Below are 16,817 nucleotides of genomic sequence, written 5' to 3' on the forward strand. Positions count from 1 at the left end.
GCCGCAACCCAACTCGGTCCCTCTCCCTCGATGTGACGTGGGCTCCTATCCTAACGGAGCCCCCGCTCACCACCCCGTGGGCAGCGGATGTCCCTCGGCGAACCCGGCGGCGGACTGCACCCCGAGCACGACCTTGTCGTGCAGTTCGGCCAGGTTCCGGGCCCCGACATAGGTGCAGGTGCTGCGCACCCCGGAGGTGATGTGGTCGAGTAGGTCCTCGACGCCACCGCGGGTGGGGTCGACCGCCATCCGGGAGGTGGAGATGCCCTCCTCGAACAGGGCCTTGCGGGCGCGGTCGAACGCGCTGTCGCCGCTGGTGCGGGCGGCCACCGCGCGCTTGGAGGCCATGCCGTAGCTCTCCTTGTAGGGCCGGCCGTCGCTGTCGAACATCAGGTCGCCGGGGGATTCGTAGGTGCCGGCGAACCACGAACCGATCATCACGTTGGAGGCGCCGGCGGCCAGGGCCAGTGCCACGTCGCGCGGATGCCGCACACCGCCGTCGGCCCACACGTGCGCACCGAGTTCCCTTGCCGCCGCGGAACATTCGAGCACCGCGGAGAACTGCGGCCGGCCGACGCCGGTCATCATCCGGGTGGTGCACATCGCGCCCGGTCCGACACCGACCTTGACGATGGTGGCCCCGGCCGCGATCAGGTCGCGGGCGCCCTCGGCCGCCACGACGTTGCCGGCCGCCAGGGGCAGCCCGAGGTCCAGCGCCGCGACGGTCTTGATGGCGTCGACCATCTTGGCCTGATGTCCATGTGCGGTGTCGATCACCAGGACGTCCACGCCGGTCTCGGCCAGCGCGCGGGCCTTGGCGGCGACGTCGCCGTTGATGCCGACGGCCGCGGCGATCCGCAGCCGGCCCCGGGCGTCGACGGCGGGGGCGTAGATCCCGGCCCGGATGGCGCCAGTGCGGGTCAGCACACCGGCCAGTGAACCGTCGGGCCCGGTCAGCACCGCGACGTCGATGGGGTCGTGCTCGAGCCGTTCGAACACCTCGCGCGGATCGGTGCCGACCGGCGCGGTGACGAAGTCGGTGAAGGCCACGTCGCGGACCCGGGCGAACCGGTCCACCCCGGTGCACGCCGCCTCGGTGACCAACCCGACCGGCCGGGCGATGCCGTCGGCCGGGGCCACCACCACCGCGGCGCCGTGGGCGCGTTTGTGGATCAGCGCGACCGCGTCGGACACCGAATTGTCCGGGGTCAGCGTGACCGGCGTGTCGGCCACCAGGTCGCGGCTCTTGACGAAGTCGACGGTCTCGCGCACCGCGTCGATGGGCAGATCCTGCGGCAGCACCACGATGCCGCCCCGGCGCGCGACGGTCTCGGCCATTCGCCGGCCGGCCACCGCGGTCATGTTGGCGACCACCACGGGGATCGTGGTGCCGGTCCCGTCGCTGGTGGACAGGTCCACATCGAAACGGGATGCCACGTCGGAGCGGCCCGGAACGACGAAGATGTCGTCGTAGGTCAGGTCGTACGGCGGTTGGTGACCGTGGAGAAACTGCACGTCGCCGAGTCTAGTGTGCCCGCAACCCTCCGCCGAGCAGACGCAGAGGGCCCTTCTTCTGGCGGATTCCCGGGGCCTTTGCGTCTGCTCGCGGGGGTGAAATCAGGCCTCGACCTCGGTGTGGTCGCCGGACCACAGGGTGTGGAACCGCTTGGCGTGGTCGGTGTCGATGCGGCCGTAGGTGTGCGCGCCGAACAGGTCGCGCAGGCCCTGGGTCAGCGCGGCGGGCAGGCGCTCGGTGCGCAGCCCGTCGTAGTAGGACAGCGCCGAGGAGAAGCCCGGGTTGGGGATGCCCAGTTCGGTGGCGGTCACCACCACCCGACGCCAGCTGTCGATGCCGTCCTCGATGGCGGCCCGGAAGTACGGTGCGGCGATCAGGGTCGGCAGGTCGGGGTTCTCGTCGAACGCCTCCTTGATCCGGTTGAGGAACTTGGCCCGGATGATGCAGCCGCCGCGCCAGATGGTGGCCATGTCACCGGGAGTGATGCCCCAGTTGTACTCGGCGCTGCCGGCCTGGATCTGGTTGAAGCCCTGCGCGTAGGCGACGATCTTCGACGCGTACAGGGCCTTACGGACGTCCTCGATGAAAGCCTTTGCATCCGTGGGCTTCTGGCCGAGATGTCCGGACGCCATGCCCTGTACCGCGTGGCGCTGCGGAACCGAACCGGACAGCGCGCGGGCGAACACGGCCTCGGCGATGCCGGTCACCGGGACCCCGAGGTCCAGCGCGGACTTCACCGTCCAGCGGCCGGTGCCCTTCTGTTCGGCCTCGTCGAGGATGACGTCCACCAGCGGCTTGCCGGTCCTGGCGTCGGTCTGGCTGAGCACCTCGGCGGTGATCTCCACCAGGAAGCTGTCCAGGTCGCCGGAGTTCCATTCGGTGAACACCTCGGCGATCTGCGGTGCGGTGTAACCCAGGCCGTCGCGCAGCAGCTGGTAGGCCTCGCCGATGAGCTGCATGTCGGAGTATTCGATGCCGTTGTGCACCATCTTCACGAAATGTCCGGCGCCGTCGGGGCCGATGTGCGTGCAGCACGGCACGCCGTCGACGTGCGCGGAGATCTCCTCGAGCAGCGGACCCAGCGCCTGGTAGGACTCGGCGGGGCCGCCCGGCATGATCGACGGCCCGTTGAGCGCGCCCTCCTCGCCGCCGGAGATACCGGCGCCGACGAAGTGCAGGCCGCGCTCCCGCATGGCCTTCTCGCGCCGGATGGTGTCGGTGTACAGGGCGTTCCCGCCGTCGATGATGATGTCGCCGGGCTCGAACACCGCCGCGAGCTCCTCGATGACGGCGTCGGTCGGGTCGCCGGCCTTGACCATGATCAGCGCGCGGCGGGGCTTCTGCAGCGCCGCGGCGAACTCGGCCATGGTCTGGCTGCGCACGAAGTTGCCGTCGGCGCCGTGCTCGGCCAGCAGCGCGTCGGTCTTGGCGACCGACCGATTGTGCAGCGCGACGGTGTAGCCGTGCCGGGCGAAGTTCCGCGCGATGTTCGAGCCCATGACGGCCAGGCCGGTGACGCCGATCTGCGCGGTGCCGTCGGTGGATGTCGAGTCAGCGGAGGTCATGTAAGACAGGCCCTTTCGGTTCGGTTGTGGCACAACTCTTTTGAACGGTGTCTAGCGGGAAGTGCTCAGTAGCCGCTGCAATTCGGTCAGCCAGGGCACGGCCAGCGCGACGGTGGGCACGACCAGAACGGTGACTGCGCACAGGTACGCGGCGACCGAGTAGGCCCGGCTGTTGGGCTGGCCGGCCAGGCGACGGACCCTCAGCACGGTGGTGGGGCCGCCGGCGGCCAGGGCGCCGGCCGGGGTGTGCGCGCTGGCGCAGGCCACCAGTGCGCGCGCCAGCGGCGTCGGACCGGCGGTGCGCACGGCCGCGTCGTCGGCCAGGAGTTCGATGAGCAGGCGGACGGCCTCCAGGGCTGTCGCGCTGCTCACGAAGCGCGGGAACGCGGCGCGGACGGCGGTGAACGCCTCCAGCACGAGATCGTGGCGGGCCCGCAGGTGGGCCCGCTCGTGCGACAGGATCGCCGTGACCTCGCGCGTGCCCAGGGCGCTCAGGGCGCCCTCGCTGAGCACCACCCGGCTGCGCACGCCGGGCAGGCAGTAGGCCAGGGGCTGCTCGACGTCGAGGATCCGCAACTCGCCCCGCCGTGCGGCGCCGTGCGAGCAGCGGGAGACGTCGAGGATGTCGACCAGCAGGCGGTGGTGCGCCCGCCGGCGGCGGGTCGCAATGGCAACGCGGAAGATGGCGACCATGAATCGGACGCCGACCACGCAGGTCAGACCGAAGACGACGACGTAGGCGCTCCAGACGGGCCAGCCCATCCGGTGGATCTCGCCGAGTCCGAGGGCACCGCCGGGCCCGTCGTTGCGCAGGAAGAGCCGGCTGGCGATGGCGATTCCGGCACTGAATGCGGACAGCACCGCCGCCAGGGCGATGGCCTGCCAGAGCACCAGCGCCGCCCGGGGGGCCCGCAGGGGCCAGCGGGCGCGGGCGAGGGCCGCGGGCACCGGTCCGACCAGGCACAGGGCGAGGAGGGTGAAGGCCAGCGCGGACACGTCTCCAGTGTCTCTCAGTGGGGCCCACGACCGCCAACCGGCCCGGCCGATCGCCGGCTAGGGCTGCGGGTTGGTGTACTTGGCCTCGAGTTCGGCCAGGGCGCGGCGCAACGCGTCGGCCTCGTCGGCGCCGACGCGTTCGACGAAGTGGACCAGTGCGGCGTGCCGGATGCCGCTGTCGGCGGCCTGCTCCAGCGCGTCGACCATCAGGCCGGCGACGAGTTCTTCCCGGCCGTGGGCGGGGGAGTAGCGGTGTGCCCGGTCGTCGCGGTGCTGCACGACGAGGTTCTTCTTGGCGAGGCGTTGCAGAACCGTCATGACGGTGGTGTAGGCCAGGTCGCGGCGGGTCGACAGGGCCTCGTGCACCTGCCGGACCGTCTGGGGCTGGGCACAGGACCAGAGCTGGTCCATGACCGCCTGCTCCAGATCGCCCAGCCGTGCTTGTCTCGCCATGATCCGTTCATCTCCGTCAATGTTGTGGTCAGCCTACCCGCGTTTACTACCGGTTGTCGTACCTACGTCCGCCGTGGCCCCCACCGGCGGCTTCGGGCCTGTGTGAGGGCTGTCACAGGAGGCATGCCATCGCCCTCGAGTTTATCTATGGTTAGGCTTACCTAATCACATGAGGAGGTGTCATGACAGCCGTCATCGATGACCCGCTGATCGCCGGCATGGTGATCCGCCGGGAGCTGCCCGTACACGTATCGAGCCGTCGCCTTCGGCAGCTCTACCCGGACTGCCCGCGGGTCTACGGCCTGGCCGTGATGGCCGATGTGTCCAAGCGCCGCTGGTGGCCGCTGCAGGCGGCGCTGACCACCGACCGGCTCGACGAGATGTACCGCGCCGCGGCCGACGAGATGGACAGCGCCTCTGCCGCCGCCCAGCAGCTGGCGGCGGCCCTGGCCCACACGGTGATCGGCCGTGCCGTCGCGCTGTTCGTGCTGGAGGGCCGCGCCTGGGACACCGGGCTGGAGAACCTGTGGGTGCACGTCGACTCCGAGGGGGTGATCGACTGGCTCGGAATCGTCGATCCGACGTTGCGGGTGCTCCCCGACGACGCGTGCGCCGGCGAGCGCGGCGCCGTCGCACTGCCCGGCGAGGCCGCCCTGGCCACCTGGCTCGCCCATCGCTGCCACCGATCCCTGGCACCGCTGTTCGCCCGGCTGCACGCGATCAGCGGCGGCGCGGTCGGCCAGGCATCGATGTGGCACACCGTCGGGGCCGCCGTGGTCGGGTCGGCCACCCAGATCCCGCTGTTGGCCGGCATGAGCGAGCTCGTCGCGATGCGCCGGGGCCAGGCCGTCCTGGATGCCCTGGTCGGATTCGGCCTGCCGGTGCGCGGACCGCTGGCGCCCCGGGTGAGGGGCTCGGCGATCGTTCACGGGAATCATGCGAAAGGGCTTGCGAAATTAGGGCAGCCTTGCCTATGCTGAGCGGGTCGAGACGAACGGACCGCGCCGGAGTCCTGAGGGCTGCAGAGACCCCCGGTCCACTCGAAGGGCGAGCCCCGCGCAACCGCGCGGGGCTCGCTTCATTCCGGGGGGCGCGTGTAGACAGTGCATGTGCACGAATCGATCCCGCTTCCCGAGGGCGTCGCGTCGGCGTCCTCGCCATTCGACGAACAACTCGGCCTCACCTACACCGAGGTCACCGCGGACGGCATCAAGGCCGAGCTGACGGTCACGCCGGCGCTGCAGCAGCCGATGGGCATCGTCCACGGCGGCGTCTACTGCTCGGTGATCGAGTCCGTCGCCAGCACGTCGGCCTACGTCTGGCTGTCCGAGCACGGCGGCGGCAACGTGGTGGGCGTCAACAACAACACCGACTTCCTACGGGCAATCTCGTCGGGCACGGTGTATGCGGTGTCCGAACCCATCCATCGCGGCCGGCGCCAGCAGCTCTGGCTCGTGACGATCACCGACGAGCAGGATCGCGTCGTGGCCCGCGGCCAGGTTCGTCTGCAGAACATGGCGGCCTGAGCCTCGCCCTGCTGATCCCGCCCCAGCATGGCAGGATCGCCGAATGCGTCTGACCCCGCATGAACAGGACCGGCTGCTGCTGTCGTACGCCGCCGAGCTGGCCCGCCGTCGACAGGCCCGCGGTCTGCGGCTCAACCACCCCGAGGCCGTAGCGGTGATCACCGATCATCTGCTCGAGGGCGCCCGCGATGGTCGCAGCGTCGCGGAGTTGATGATCAGCGGCCGCGACGTGCTCACCCGGGACGACGTCATGGACGGTGTGCCCGAGATGCTCGCGGACGTTCAGGTCGAGGCCACCTTCCCCGACGGCACCAAGCTCGTCACCGTCCACCACCCGATACCGTGATCCGGCCCGGCGAGATCCTCTACGGCGAGGGCGATGTGGAGCTCAATGTCGGTGCCGAACGCATCGAGGTGGAGATCGTGAACACCGGCGACCGGCCGGTTCAGGTGGGCAGTCATGTGCACCTGCCGCAGGCCAACCGTGCGCTGTCCTTCGACCGCGAGGCGGCCCGTGGGTACCGCTTCGACATTCCCGCCGGCACCGCGGTTCGCTTTGAACCCGGTGTGGCACAACGTGTCTCGCTGGTTCCGCTGACGGGATCCCGCGAGGTGCACGGGTTGAGTCTGACCCCGCCCGGAAAACTGGACGCCCCGTGAGCGCCCTGTCTCGGCCGCGCTACACCGCGCTGTTCGGCCCCACCACCGGTGACCGGATCCGGCTGGCCGACACCGATCTGCTGATCGAGATCACCGAGGACCGCAGCGGCGGCCCCGGTCTGGCCGGCGACGAGGCCGTGTTCGGCGGCGGCAAGGTGCTGCGCGAGTCGATGGGCCAGGGCCGGGCCACCCGCGCCGAGGGCGCCCCCGACACCGTGATCACCGGCGCCGTCATCCTGGACCACTGGGGAATCATCAAGGCGGACATCGGGATCCGGGACGGCCGGATCGTCGCCATCGGAAAGGCGGGCAACCCCGACATCATGTCCGGGGTGCACCCGGACCTGGTGGTGGGTCCGTCGACGGAGATCATCGCCGGTAACGGCCGCATCATCACCGCCGGCGCCATCGACTGCCACGTCCATCTGATCTGCCCGCAGATCATGGCCGAGGCGCTCGGCGGCGGCATCACCACGATCATCGGCGGCGGCACCGGCCCGGCCGAGGGCAGCAAGGCCACCACCGTCACCCCCGGTGCCTGGCACCTGGCCCGGATGCTGGAGTCGCTGGATTCCTGGCCGCTGAACATCGCGCTGCTGGGCAAAGGAAATACGGTCAATACGTCCGCATTGTGGGAGCAATTGCGCGGCGGCGCTTCGGGTTTCAAGCTCCATGAGGACTGGGGCACCACCCCGGCCGCCATCGATGCCTGCCTGACCGTCTGCGATGCGGCCGGCGTCCAGGTGGCGATCCACACCGACACACTCAACGAGATGGCGTTCGTCGAGGACACCCTGGCCGCGATCAAGGGCCGCTCGATCCACGCGTATCACACCGAGGGTGCCGGCGGCGGGCACGCACCGGACATCATCACGGTGGCCTCGCACGCCAACGTGCTGCCCAGTTCCACCAATCCGACCAGGCCCCACACCGTCAACACCCTGGACGAACATCTCGACATGCTGATGGTGTGCCATCACCTCAACCCCAGCGTGCCCGAGGATCTGGCCTTTGCGGAGAGCCGCATTCGCCCCTCGACGATCGCGGCCGAGGACCTGCTGCACGACATCGGCGCCATCTCGATGATCGGCAGCGACGCCCAGGCGATGGGCCGCATCGGTGAGGTGGTGATGCGTACCTGGCAGACCGCGCACGTGATGAAGCAGCGGCGCGGCGCGCTAGGAGGGGATGCGGCGGGAAAGAATGGAGCCGACAACAACCGGGCCCGCCGGTACATCGCGAAGTACACCATCTGCCCGGCGGTCGCCCACGGTCTGGACCACGAGGTCGGCTCGGTGGAGGTTGGCAAGTTGGCCGACCTGGTGCTGTGGGAGCCCGCGTTCTTCGGGGTGCGCCCGCATGCCGTGCTCAAGGGCGGCATGATCGCGTGGGCGGCGATGGGCGACGCCAACGCGTCCATCCCGACGCCGCAGCCGGTGCTGCCGCGGCCGATGTTCGGTGCGGCACCGGCCGCCGCGGCGGCCACCTCGGTGCATTTCGTCGCCCCGCAGGCCATCGAGGACGGGCTGGCCGGCCGGCTCGATGTCCGGCGACAACTTGTGGCGGTCAAGGATGTTCGCGCGGTGGGCAAGGCGGACATGCCGGGCAACGACGCCACCCCGGCCATCGAGGTGGATCCGGACACCTTCACCGTCCGCATCGACGGCGAGGTCTGGCGCGAGCAGCCCGCCGCCGTGCTGCCGATGGCGCAACGCTATTTCCTGTTCTGATGAGCGCCCTGACAAACCTTCTGGCACTGGCGGATTCGCGGCTGCCCACCGGCGGACACGTGCACTCCGGCGGTGTGGAGGAGGCGATCAGCAGCGGGCTGGTGGTCGACACCGGCACCCTGGAGGCATTCCTGCGCCGCCGGATCCGTACCCAGGCGCTGGTGACGGCATCCATCGCGGCAGCCGTGCACCGCGGCGCACTCGATCTCGCCGATGCCGACCGCGAGACCGACGCGCGCACCCCGGCACCGGCGGCCCGGGCGGCGTCCCGCGCCCAGGGCCGCGGCCTGCTGCGGCTGGCCCGGCGGGTCTGGCCCGCGCAGAGCTGGGAGAGCGTGGGCCAACACCCGCACCTGCCGGTGGTCGCCGGATTGACCGGGCGCGCAGCCGGATTGACCCCCGAACACACCGCGCTGTCCCTGGTGTACACGACGATGACGGGCAGCGCGACGGCGGCGCAGCGGCTGCTGGCGCTGGATCCCGCCGACGTCGCGGCCATCACGTTCGGCTGCGCGCAGCTGTGCGAGACCACCGGCGCGCAGGCCGCTGCCGGGCTGTGTGACCTGTCCGACCCGCTGCTGGACACGCTTGCGCAGCGCCACGCGGCCCGGGACCGGCCTCTGTTCGTTTCGTGAAAGGACTCTTATGCCACCGCATTTCGATGGACACGCAGACGGCGCGCCACACGCCCACCCGCACCGGCCGCGCCGCGAACGGCAGCCCGGGGAACCGCTGCGGATCGGCGTCGGCGGCCCCGTGGGCTCGGGCAAGACCGCACTGGTGGCGGCGCTGTGCCGGATGCTGCGCGACGAGCTGTCGGTGGCGGTGCTGACCAACGACATCTACACCACCGAGGACGCGGACTTCCTGCGCCGCAACGCCGTTCTGCCCGACGACCGGATCGCCGCGGTCCAGACCGGCGGCTGCCCGCACACCGCGATCCGCGACGACATCACCGCCAATCTGGATGCGATCGATGACCTGATCGCCGGGCACGACGACCTGGACCTGATCCTGGTGGAGTCGGGCGGGGACAACCTGACCGCCACGTTCTCGTCCGGACTGGTGGACGCCCAGATCTTCGTCGTCGACGTGGCCGGCGGCGACAAGGTGCCGCGCAAGGGCGGCCCCGGGGTGACGTTCTCGGACCTGCTGGTGATCAACAAGACCGACCTGGCCCCGATGGTGGGCGCTGACCTGGACGTCATGCGCCGCGACGCGGGCGCGGTCCGCGGGCCGCGGCCCTTCGTGCTGATCAGCCTCACCACCGATCCCACGGCGGCGGCGGTGCTCGACTGGGTGCGCGAACAACTGCGGGTCGCCCAAGAGGTCTGATGCACTCACGGATACTCGTCGTCGCGCAGCCCGGCCGGCGGCCACGCCTGGAGTGCCACGGCGGGCTGGCCGCCCGCGCCACCCTGCCCGACACCGTGCACCTGGTGTCGGCGGCGGCCACCCCGCTGGGCGGGGACACCCTCAGCGTGCGCGTGGTGGTGCCCGCCGGTGCCCGGCTGCGGCTGTGTTCCGTCGCGGCCACGGTGGTGCTGCCCGGTGCGCACAGCGCGGTCTCGCGCTCGGCGTTCGCGTTCGAGGTGGCCGGGGTGCTGGAGGTCGACCTGGAACCCACGGTGGTGGCCGCCGACGCCGTGCACGAATCCGTCGTGGTCGCCGCGGTCGAGGCCGCGGGCGAGCTGCGGCTGCGCGAACGCGTGCAGATCGGCCGCAGCGGTGAGGACGGGGGCCGCTGGTCGGGGTCACTGCGCGTCGACGTCAAGGACCAGCCATTGCTGCGGCACCGCATCGAGCTGGGCGCGGGCACACCGGCCGACGACGCACTCGGGGCGCCGCGGGCGTGCATCAGCGAATTACGCTATCCGGAAACAACTTTCGATCATCCCGGTACGGTGCTGGAGCTGGCCGGCGGGGGAGCGCTGGCCACCTGGCAGGGTGAGCGGCTGCCGGCCTAACTCACCGCCCGGTCGTCCTCGACCGTCGCCGCGATCTCCTCGAGCTGCTCGATGCGGGTGCGGGCATACGCCTGCTGCTCGGTGATGGTCAGCTGGCCGCGGGCCCGCGACAGGAACGTGTTGGCCCAGGACAGCAGCGTGGCGATCTTGGTGCGGAACCCGACCAGGTAGATCAGGTGCAGGAACAGCCACGCCAGCCAGGCGATGTAGCCGCCGAACTCGAGCTTGCCGACCTTGGCCACCGCCGAGTGCTTGGACACCGTGGCCATCGAACCCTTGTCGAAGTACTTGAACGGCGCGCGGGTGCCGGTGCCGGCGCCCTTCAGCTCCGCCTTGATGAGGTTGGCCGCGTACTTGGCGCCCTGGATGGCGCCCTGCGCCTGCCCGGGCACACCGTCGACCGCCATCATGTCGCCGACCACCCACACGTGGGGATTGCCCGGGATGGTCAGGTCGGGCAGGACCTTGACCCGGCCGGCGCGGTCGAGCTCGACACCGGACTGGGCCGCCAGGTCCTTGCCCAGCGGGCTGGCCGACACACCGGCCGACCACACCTTGGTGGCCGATTCGATGCGTGCGGTGGACCCGTCCTTGTACTTCACGGTCAGGCCGTTGCGATCGACGTCGGTGACCATGGCGCCGAGCTGGATCTCGACGCCCATCTTCTCCAGCCGGCGCTGTGCCTTCATGCCCAGATTCGGGCCCATGGGCGGCAGCACCGCGTCGGCGCCCTCGATGAGGACGATTCGAGCCTGGGTCGAATCGATATGGCGGAACGCGCCCTTGAGGGTGTGATCGGAGAGTTCGGCGATCTGCCCGGCCATCTCGACACCCGTGGGTCCGGCTCCGACCACCACGAAGGTCAGTAGCTTCTCCCGGCGCACCGGATCGCTGGACCGCTCGGCCTGTTCGAAGGCGCCCAGGATCCGGCCCCGCAACTCGAGTGCGTCGTCGATGGTCTTCATGCCGGGGGCCCACTCGGCGAAGTGGTCGTTGCCGAAGTACGACTGGCCGGCGCCGGCGGCGATGATCAGGCTGTCGTACGGGGTTCGGTAGGTGTGGCCCAGCAGGACCGAGTCGACGGTCTGCTTCGCCAGGTCGATGTGCGTGACCTCGCCGAGCACCACCTGCGCGTTGCGCTGGTTGCGCAGGATGATCCGGGTGGGCGGGGCGATCTCACCCTCGGACAGGATGCCCGTCGCGACCTGGTAGAGCAGCGGCTGGAACAGATGGTGGGTGGTCTTGGCGATCAGCTTGACGTCAACGTCGGCGTGCTTGAGCTTCTGCGCGGCGGTCAGACCACCGAAGCCCGAGCCGATGATGACGACCTTGTGGCGCTCCGACGCGGTGGCTCCGGGGTGGCTCACCTTTTCGCTCCTCGATCGTGGGCTCTGCGAGTACACCCTCAACCGTAGCCAACAACGGGCGCAGGGGCGCATCGGTCCGCGTGAAATCAACCACCCCGCCGTTGTCAGGTGGGCAGCACGGGCCGCAGGGCCTCGGCGACCGCGGCGATCGCACCCGGCACGTAGACCGGCATGTTGAAGATGACGCCGTCCAGGCCGACGTCGAACACCTTGGTCCGGATCTGTTCGGCGACGGCAGCGGGCGTGCCGACGGCGGCCCGGCTGCGAAACGCCTCGGGTAGCTGGTCGGTGGTCGCGTTCTCGTCGACGATGACGGTGATCAGAGTGCTTGTCTCCAGGGTGGCCGGGTCCCGGTCGACGTCCTCGCAGCGGGCCCGGACGACATCCAGCTTGCCCGGCAGCTCATCGAGCCCGGCGATGATGTTCAGGTGATCGAAATGCCGGGCCGCCAGCGGGATGGTCTTCTTCTCCCCGCTGCCGCCGATCATCAGCGGGATGTGTTCGCGGTAGCGCGGATTCGCCATCGCCTGGTCGGTCCGGTAGTACTTCCCGGTCACGGTGGGCCGCTCGCCGGCGAGCATCGGCAGGATGATGTCCAGCGCCTCGGTGAGCTTGTCGAAGCGCTCGGTGAAGGTACCGAAGTCGAAGCCCAGTTGATCGTGCTCGAGCTCGAACCAGCCCGCGCCCAGCCCCAGGATCGCGCGTCCGGCGCTGACCACGTCGAGTGTGGTGACGGCCTTGGCCAGCAGCGTCGGGTTCCGGTAGGTGTTGCCCGTGACCAGCGTGCCCAGCTGCACCCGCTCGGTGGCGGTGGCCAGCGCGCCCAGGGCGGTATAGGCCTCGAGCATGGGTTGGTCGGGGGTGCCCAGGCCCGGCAGTTGATAGAAGTGGTCCATCACGAACACGGCGTCGAAGCCGGCCGCTTCGGCCTCCCGGGCCTGTTCGATGACGGTGGGGAAGAGGCGTTCGACGCCGGTGCCGTAGCTGAAGTTCGGGATCTGGTAGCCGAGTTTGATGCTCACCCGATCGACCCTAGCCAGGGCTGCGGTCCCGGCGGGCCGGGTTTCGCCCCTCGCGCAAGGTTCCGGAACGGGGAATAAAACTCAGCCGAAGTGGGCCATCGCGCCGGCGCTGACGTGAAGTGTCTGGCCGTTGATGTGCCGGGCCGCCGGGGTGGTCAAGAACAACGCCATCCGCGCGATCTCGGCGGCCACCGCCGGCTCGGCTCCATTCAGACCCGGGTAGCCGGGCTCCACCCCGTGCCCGACGGCCACCACGTTGACGGTGATGCCGCGGGTCCCGAAGCGGTCGGCCTGCCCGCCGGTCCAGTCGGACAGTGCGGCCTTGACCGCGGCCTCGGCGCTGCCCAGCCGCGGGTTCTCGGGAACCACCGAGATCACCGCTCCGCCGGAGCGCAGGTGGTCACCGATCGCCTGGACGGTCAGCACCGGCGCCAGCACGGCCGCGTCCAGGGCGTTACGCCAGGCCGCCGCCGTCTGCGCGGGCGTGAACGCGCGCGGGTCGCCGTCGGTCCAGCGCGGTGCCGGCACGTTGACGATGGTGTCGAGGTGGGCGGGGAACTGTGCGCGGGCCTGGGCGAGCGCTGCGGGATCGGAATTGTCGACGACGATCGCGTCGACGTCGAGTTCCTTGGCCGTGACCTCGAGTTCGTCGCGGCGGGCGCCGCTGACCACGACCCGATGTCCGGCGTCGCGGAACCTCTCGGCGATCGATCGCCCGAGCTCGGTATCGCCGCCGGTGACCAACACCTCCATCGCAGTGACCTCCTGTGTTCGTCGTTGAACGCCATGACCGCCCCGCCACTGAATCGTGGCACATCAGCGGGTCCGCGCCGGTGATCGCCGCGCAATGGCGCCGGATCGAATTGGCGCTGAAACGCACATGTTACTGGACAGTAGCGATTGCCGGAAACTCGCGGGAAGCTCCCGGTGGGCCGTAGGGTCATGGGCGTGCGTCGTACCTCCGGCGGTCGCAACGTTCCGCGGACGGCGCTGCCGGGCTGGGTCTACGTCCCCGCGGCGCTGGGCGCGACGTTCGTGGTGCTGCCGCTGGTGGCCATCGCCGTGCGGGTCGACTGGCCGCACTTCTGGTCGCTGATCACCAGTCCGTCGTCCACCACCGCACTGCTCCTGAGCCTGCGGACGTCGCTGGCCAGCACCGTCCTGTGCGTGCTGCTGGGCGTGCCGATGGCACTCGTGCTGGCCCGCAGCCAGGCCCGGCCGGTGTTCTGGCTGCGGTCGCTGATCCTGCTGCCGCTGGTACTGCCGCCCGTGGTGGGCGGGATCGCCCTGCTCTACACCTTCGGCCGGCTCGGGCTCATCGGCCAGTACCTGGAGGCCGTCGGCATCCGGATCGCGTTCAGCACCACCGCGGTGATCCTGGCCCAGGCCTTCGTATCGCTGCCGTTCCTGGTGATCGCCCTGGAAGGGGCCGCGCGCACCTCCGGGCAGGACTACGAGACGGTGGCCGCGACGCTGGGTGCCCGCCCGAGTCGGGTGTGGTGGCGGGTGACCGTGCCGCTGCTGCTGCCCGGCCTGGCCTCCGGTGCCGTGCTGGCCTTCGCCCGGTCACTGGGTGAGTTCGGGGCGACGCTGACCTTCGCCGGATCGCGGGAGGGCGTCACCCGAACCCTGCCGCTGGAGATCTACCTGCAGCGCGAGACCGATGCCGACGCCGCGGTGGCGCTGTCGATGCTGTTGGTGGCCGTGGCGGCGGTTGTGGTCCTGGGTCTCGGCGCGCGGCGGCTGGGTGGTCGTGGTGTCGGGTGAGCTGTTCGTCTCGGCGTCGGTGCCGCGGCGCGGGATCGACCTGGAGTTCACGGTGCCGGCCAGCGCCGTGGTGGCGCTGCTCGGCGCCAACGGTGCGGGCAAGTCGACCGCCCTGCACGTGATCGCCGGGCTGGTCCGCCCGGAGACGGCGTTGGTGCGCCTGGGCGACCGGGTGCTCACGGATACCGCCGCCGGCGTCGACGTGCCCACCCACGCCCGGCGGATCGCCCTGCTCCTGCAGGAGGCGCTGCTCTTCCCGCACCTGGACGTCACCGCCAACGTGGCGTTCGCGGCCCGGAATGGCGGGACCGGGCGCCGCGCGGCGCGTGCGCACGCCCTGCGCTGGTTGCGGGAGGTCGGCGCGGACGATCTGGCCGATCGCCGGCCCCGGGAGCTGTCCGGCGGCCAGGCGCAGCGCGTGGCCCTGGCCCGCGCCCTGGCGGCCGAACCCGAGGTGTTGCTGCTCGACGAGCCCATGGCCGGCCTGGACGTACAGGTTGCGACCGCGATGCGCGGTGTGCTGCGACGGGTGCTGAGCGGCAACCGGTCGGCGGTGCTGGTGACCCACGATGTGCTCGACGCGGTGACCCTGGCCGACCAGGTGGTCGTGCTCGCGGACGGGCGGGTGGCCGAGGCCGGGCCGACGGCCGCGGTGTTGTCGGCGCCGCGCAGCGCGTTCGCGGCACGATTGGCCGGGCTGAACCTGGTGGCCGGAACGATCGAGTCCGACGGCGTGCTGTGCACCTCGGCCGGGGAGCGCTGGCACGGGGTGGCCGCCGAACCGCTGGCGGCCGGCGCCGCGGCCGTCGCCGTGTTCACCCCGGCCGCGGTCGCGGTGTTCGGCGAGCCGCCCAAGGGCAGTCCCCGCAACGTCGTGGCGGCGCGGATCGCGGAGCTGGACTCCCACGGCGCCGCGATCCGGGTTCGGTCGGCGCCCGGCGCGGGCGGCCTGCCGGGTATCGCGGCCGACGTGACCCCGGACGCGGCGGCCGACCTCGTGCTGACGGCGGGCTCGGCGGTGTGGTTCGCCGTCAAGGCCCAGGAGGTGACGCTGCATGCACGCTGAGGTCGCGGAACGGCCGGAAACACACCGTATGCACTGCACACTTGCGTCACGGCTGTAACACAAATAGGTTCGTGGCCATGGATGATCCGACCCCCAGAATTCGCGCGCGGGGCATCTGGACGTCGCTGGCGGTGGCCGCGGTGTCCGGGTTGACCGCAGCCGGCATGGCCTTCCCGGCGACGATCGCCAATGCTGACCCCGTCGCACCGTCGCCCGCTCCGGCCCCCGCGCCGGCGGACCCGAACGCCCCCGTCCCCGCTCCGGCCCCGGCCCCCGCTCCCGCGGACCCGAATGCCCCCGCGCCGGCTCCCGCTCCGGCGGACCCCAATGCTCCGGCCCCCGCGCCGGCTCCGGCCGATCCGAACGCCCCTGCGCCGGCGCCCGCCGACCCGAATGCTCCGGCTCCTGCTCCGGCCGATCCGAACGCTCCCGCTCCCGCTCCGGCGCCGGAATTGGGCCGGGTCGACAACGCCGTCGGCGGGTTCAGCTACGTGCTGCCCCCCGGCTGGGTCGTCGGCGACGCCAGCAAGCTCAACTACGGCCAGGCGCTGCTGTCCAAGGAGACCGGACCCGCCGTCGCCGGGCAGCCGGCACCGGTCGCGACCGACACCAGCATTCTGCTCGGCCGCCTCGACCTGAAGCTGTTCGCGGGCGCCGAGCCCGACAACGCCAAGGCCGCGGTCCGGCTCGCGTCCGACATGGGCGAATTCTTCATGCCCTATCCGGGCACCCGCGTCAACCAGCAGACCTTCCCGCTCAACGCGAACGGCCTGACCGGTTCGGCGTCCTCCTACGAGGTCAAATTCACCGACACCACCAAGCCCAACGGCCAGATCTGGGCCGGGGTGGTCGGCAACGCCGGCGTCAATGCGCCGCGCGGTCAGCGCAACGAGCGGTGGTTCGTGGTGTGGCTGGGTACCTCGAAGAGCCCGATCGACACCAATGCCGCAGTGGCGCTTGCCAATTCGATTCGGCCCTTTACGCCGCCCCCGGCTCCGGAAGCCCCGGCCCCGGGTCCGGTCGATCCGAACGCGCCGGCGCCGGCACCCGCCGAGCCGGGCCACGCGCCCGTCGGCGTCCCGGTGCCCGTGGCACCGGAGAACGCGCCGGGGATGATGCCGCAGTAGCCGGTTTCGGGCCGTGCCGCGGATTGTTCCCAATTGACGGGTCGAATCGTTACCG

At 70.9% G+C, this 16,817-nt stretch carries 18 protein-coding genes; 11 read left to right on the forward strand and 7 right to left on the reverse strand.

Going from position 1 to position 16,817, the window contains the following annotated elements:
- Positions 1–66 precede the first annotated feature (66 nt).
- The 4 genes from U0R18_RS01535 to U0R18_RS01550 all read right to left on the reverse strand — a co-directional run bounded on the left by U0R18_RS01535 (position 67) and on the right by U0R18_RS01550 (position 4,530).
- Entirely contained in the window at positions 67–1,515 is a 1,449-nt protein-coding gene (locus U0R18_RS01535) for a GuaB1 family IMP dehydrogenase-related protein (protein WP_526365250.1), read from the reverse strand.
- A gap of 102 nt (positions 1,516–1,617) precedes the next feature.
- Complete coding sequence (gene gnd / locus U0R18_RS01540) at positions 1,618–3,081, reverse strand: NADP-dependent phosphogluconate dehydrogenase (protein ID WP_526365252.1); 1,464 nt, start codon at positions 3,079–3,081, stop codon at positions 1,618–1,620.
- Between the two features lie 51 nt (positions 3,082–3,132).
- Positions 3,133–4,077 (reverse strand): M56 family metallopeptidase, encoded by a 945-nt coding sequence (locus tag U0R18_RS01545; RefSeq protein ID WP_526365254.1) that lies wholly within the window; start codon positions 4,075–4,077, stop codon positions 3,133–3,135.
- 57 nt (positions 4,078–4,134) lie between these two features.
- On the reverse strand, positions 4,135–4,530 hold the full coding sequence (locus U0R18_RS01550) for a BlaI/MecI/CopY family transcriptional regulator (RefSeq protein WP_526365256.1): 396 nt from the start codon (positions 4,528–4,530) through the stop codon (positions 4,135–4,137).
- A gap of 182 nt (positions 4,531–4,712) precedes the next feature.
- Here U0R18_RS01550 and U0R18_RS01555 point away from each other — a divergent pair, with 182 nt between their 5' ends.
- From U0R18_RS01555 to U0R18_RS01590, 8 genes are all read left to right on the forward strand, one after another.
- Complete coding sequence (locus tag U0R18_RS01555) at positions 4,713–5,510, forward strand: iron reductase (RefSeq protein WP_526365258.1); 798 nt, start codon at positions 4,713–4,715, stop codon at positions 5,508–5,510.
- 129 nt (positions 5,511–5,639) lie between these two features.
- Positions 5,640–6,056 (forward strand): PaaI family thioesterase, encoded by a 417-nt coding sequence (locus U0R18_RS01560; RefSeq protein ID WP_526365260.1) that lies wholly within the window; start codon positions 5,640–5,642, stop codon positions 6,054–6,056.
- A gap of 43 nt (positions 6,057–6,099) precedes the next feature.
- Positions 6,100–6,402 carry an urease subunit gamma gene (locus tag U0R18_RS01565; RefSeq protein ID WP_526365261.1) on the forward strand — a complete coding sequence of 101 codons (303 nt, stop codon included), beginning with the start codon at positions 6,100–6,102 and terminating at the stop codon, positions 6,400–6,402.
- Positions 6,402–6,716 (forward strand): urease subunit beta, encoded by a 315-nt coding sequence (locus U0R18_RS01570; RefSeq protein ID WP_526367355.1) that lies wholly within the window; start codon positions 6,402–6,404, stop codon positions 6,714–6,716. Before U0R18_RS01565 ends, U0R18_RS01570 begins: the two co-directional genes overlap by 1 nt.
- Positions 6,713–8,446 (forward strand): urease subunit alpha, encoded by a 1,734-nt coding sequence (locus U0R18_RS01575; RefSeq protein WP_526365263.1) that lies wholly within the window; start codon positions 6,713–6,715, stop codon positions 8,444–8,446. The genes U0R18_RS01570 and U0R18_RS01575 overlap by 4 nt, the downstream gene beginning before the upstream one ends.
- A complete protein-coding gene (locus U0R18_RS01580; protein WP_526365265.1) occupies positions 8,446–9,081 on the forward strand; it encodes an urease accessory protein UreF in 636 nt (211 codons plus the stop codon). The genes U0R18_RS01575 and U0R18_RS01580 overlap by 1 nt, the downstream gene beginning before the upstream one ends.
- A gap of 10 nt (positions 9,082–9,091) precedes the next feature.
- Positions 9,092–9,781 (forward strand): urease accessory protein UreG, encoded by a 690-nt coding sequence (ureG, locus tag U0R18_RS01585; protein WP_526365267.1) that lies wholly within the window; start codon positions 9,092–9,094, stop codon positions 9,779–9,781.
- On the forward strand, positions 9,781–10,413 hold the full coding sequence (locus U0R18_RS01590) for an urease accessory protein UreD (protein WP_526365269.1): 633 nt from the start codon (positions 9,781–9,783) through the stop codon (positions 10,411–10,413). The genes ureG and U0R18_RS01590 overlap by 1 nt, the downstream gene beginning before the upstream one ends.
- Here U0R18_RS01590 and ndh read toward each other — a convergent pair.
- The 3 genes from ndh to U0R18_RS01605 all read right to left on the reverse strand — a co-directional run bounded on the left by ndh (position 10,410) and on the right by U0R18_RS01605 (position 13,555).
- On the reverse strand, positions 10,410–11,780 hold the full coding sequence (ndh, locus tag U0R18_RS01595) for a type II NADH:quinone oxidoreductase Ndh (protein WP_526365271.1): 1,371 nt from the start codon (positions 11,778–11,780) through the stop codon (positions 10,410–10,412). The two genes, U0R18_RS01590 and ndh, sit on opposite strands and share 4 nt — an antisense overlap.
- 104 nt (positions 11,781–11,884) lie before the next feature.
- Positions 11,885–12,802, reverse strand: coding sequence for an LLM class F420-dependent oxidoreductase (locus tag U0R18_RS01600; RefSeq protein ID WP_526365273.1), 918 nt, complete (start codon positions 12,800–12,802; stop codon positions 11,885–11,887).
- A gap of 81 nt (positions 12,803–12,883) precedes the next feature.
- A complete protein-coding gene (locus U0R18_RS01605) occupies positions 12,884–13,555 on the reverse strand; it encodes an SDR family oxidoreductase (RefSeq protein ID WP_526365275.1) in 672 nt (223 codons plus the stop codon).
- A gap of 189 nt (positions 13,556–13,744) precedes the next feature.
- On the opposite strand from U0R18_RS01605, the gene U0R18_RS01610 reads away from it, so the two are divergent.
- From U0R18_RS01610 to U0R18_RS01620, 3 genes are all read left to right on the forward strand, one after another.
- Positions 13,745–14,569, forward strand: a complete 825-nt coding sequence (locus tag U0R18_RS01610) for an ABC transporter permease (RefSeq protein WP_526367357.1) — start codon at positions 13,745–13,747, stop codon at positions 14,567–14,569.
- Positions 14,517–15,635 (forward strand): sulfate/molybdate ABC transporter ATP-binding protein, encoded by a 1,119-nt coding sequence (locus U0R18_RS01615; protein WP_526365277.1) that lies wholly within the window; start codon positions 14,517–14,519, stop codon positions 15,633–15,635. The genes U0R18_RS01610 and U0R18_RS01615 overlap by 53 nt, the downstream gene beginning before the upstream one ends.
- Positions 15,636–15,712: 77 nt before the next feature.
- On the forward strand, positions 15,713–16,762 hold the full coding sequence (locus U0R18_RS01620) for an APA family fibronectin-binding glycoprotein (protein ID WP_526365279.1): 1,050 nt from the start codon (positions 15,713–15,715) through the stop codon (positions 16,760–16,762).
- The last annotated feature ends 55 nt before the right edge of the window (positions 16,763–16,817 follow it).

The organism is Mycobacterium sp., from assembly GCF_046330795.1.
GTDB lineage: Bacteria > Actinomycetota > Actinomycetes > Mycobacteriales > Mycobacteriaceae > Mycobacterium.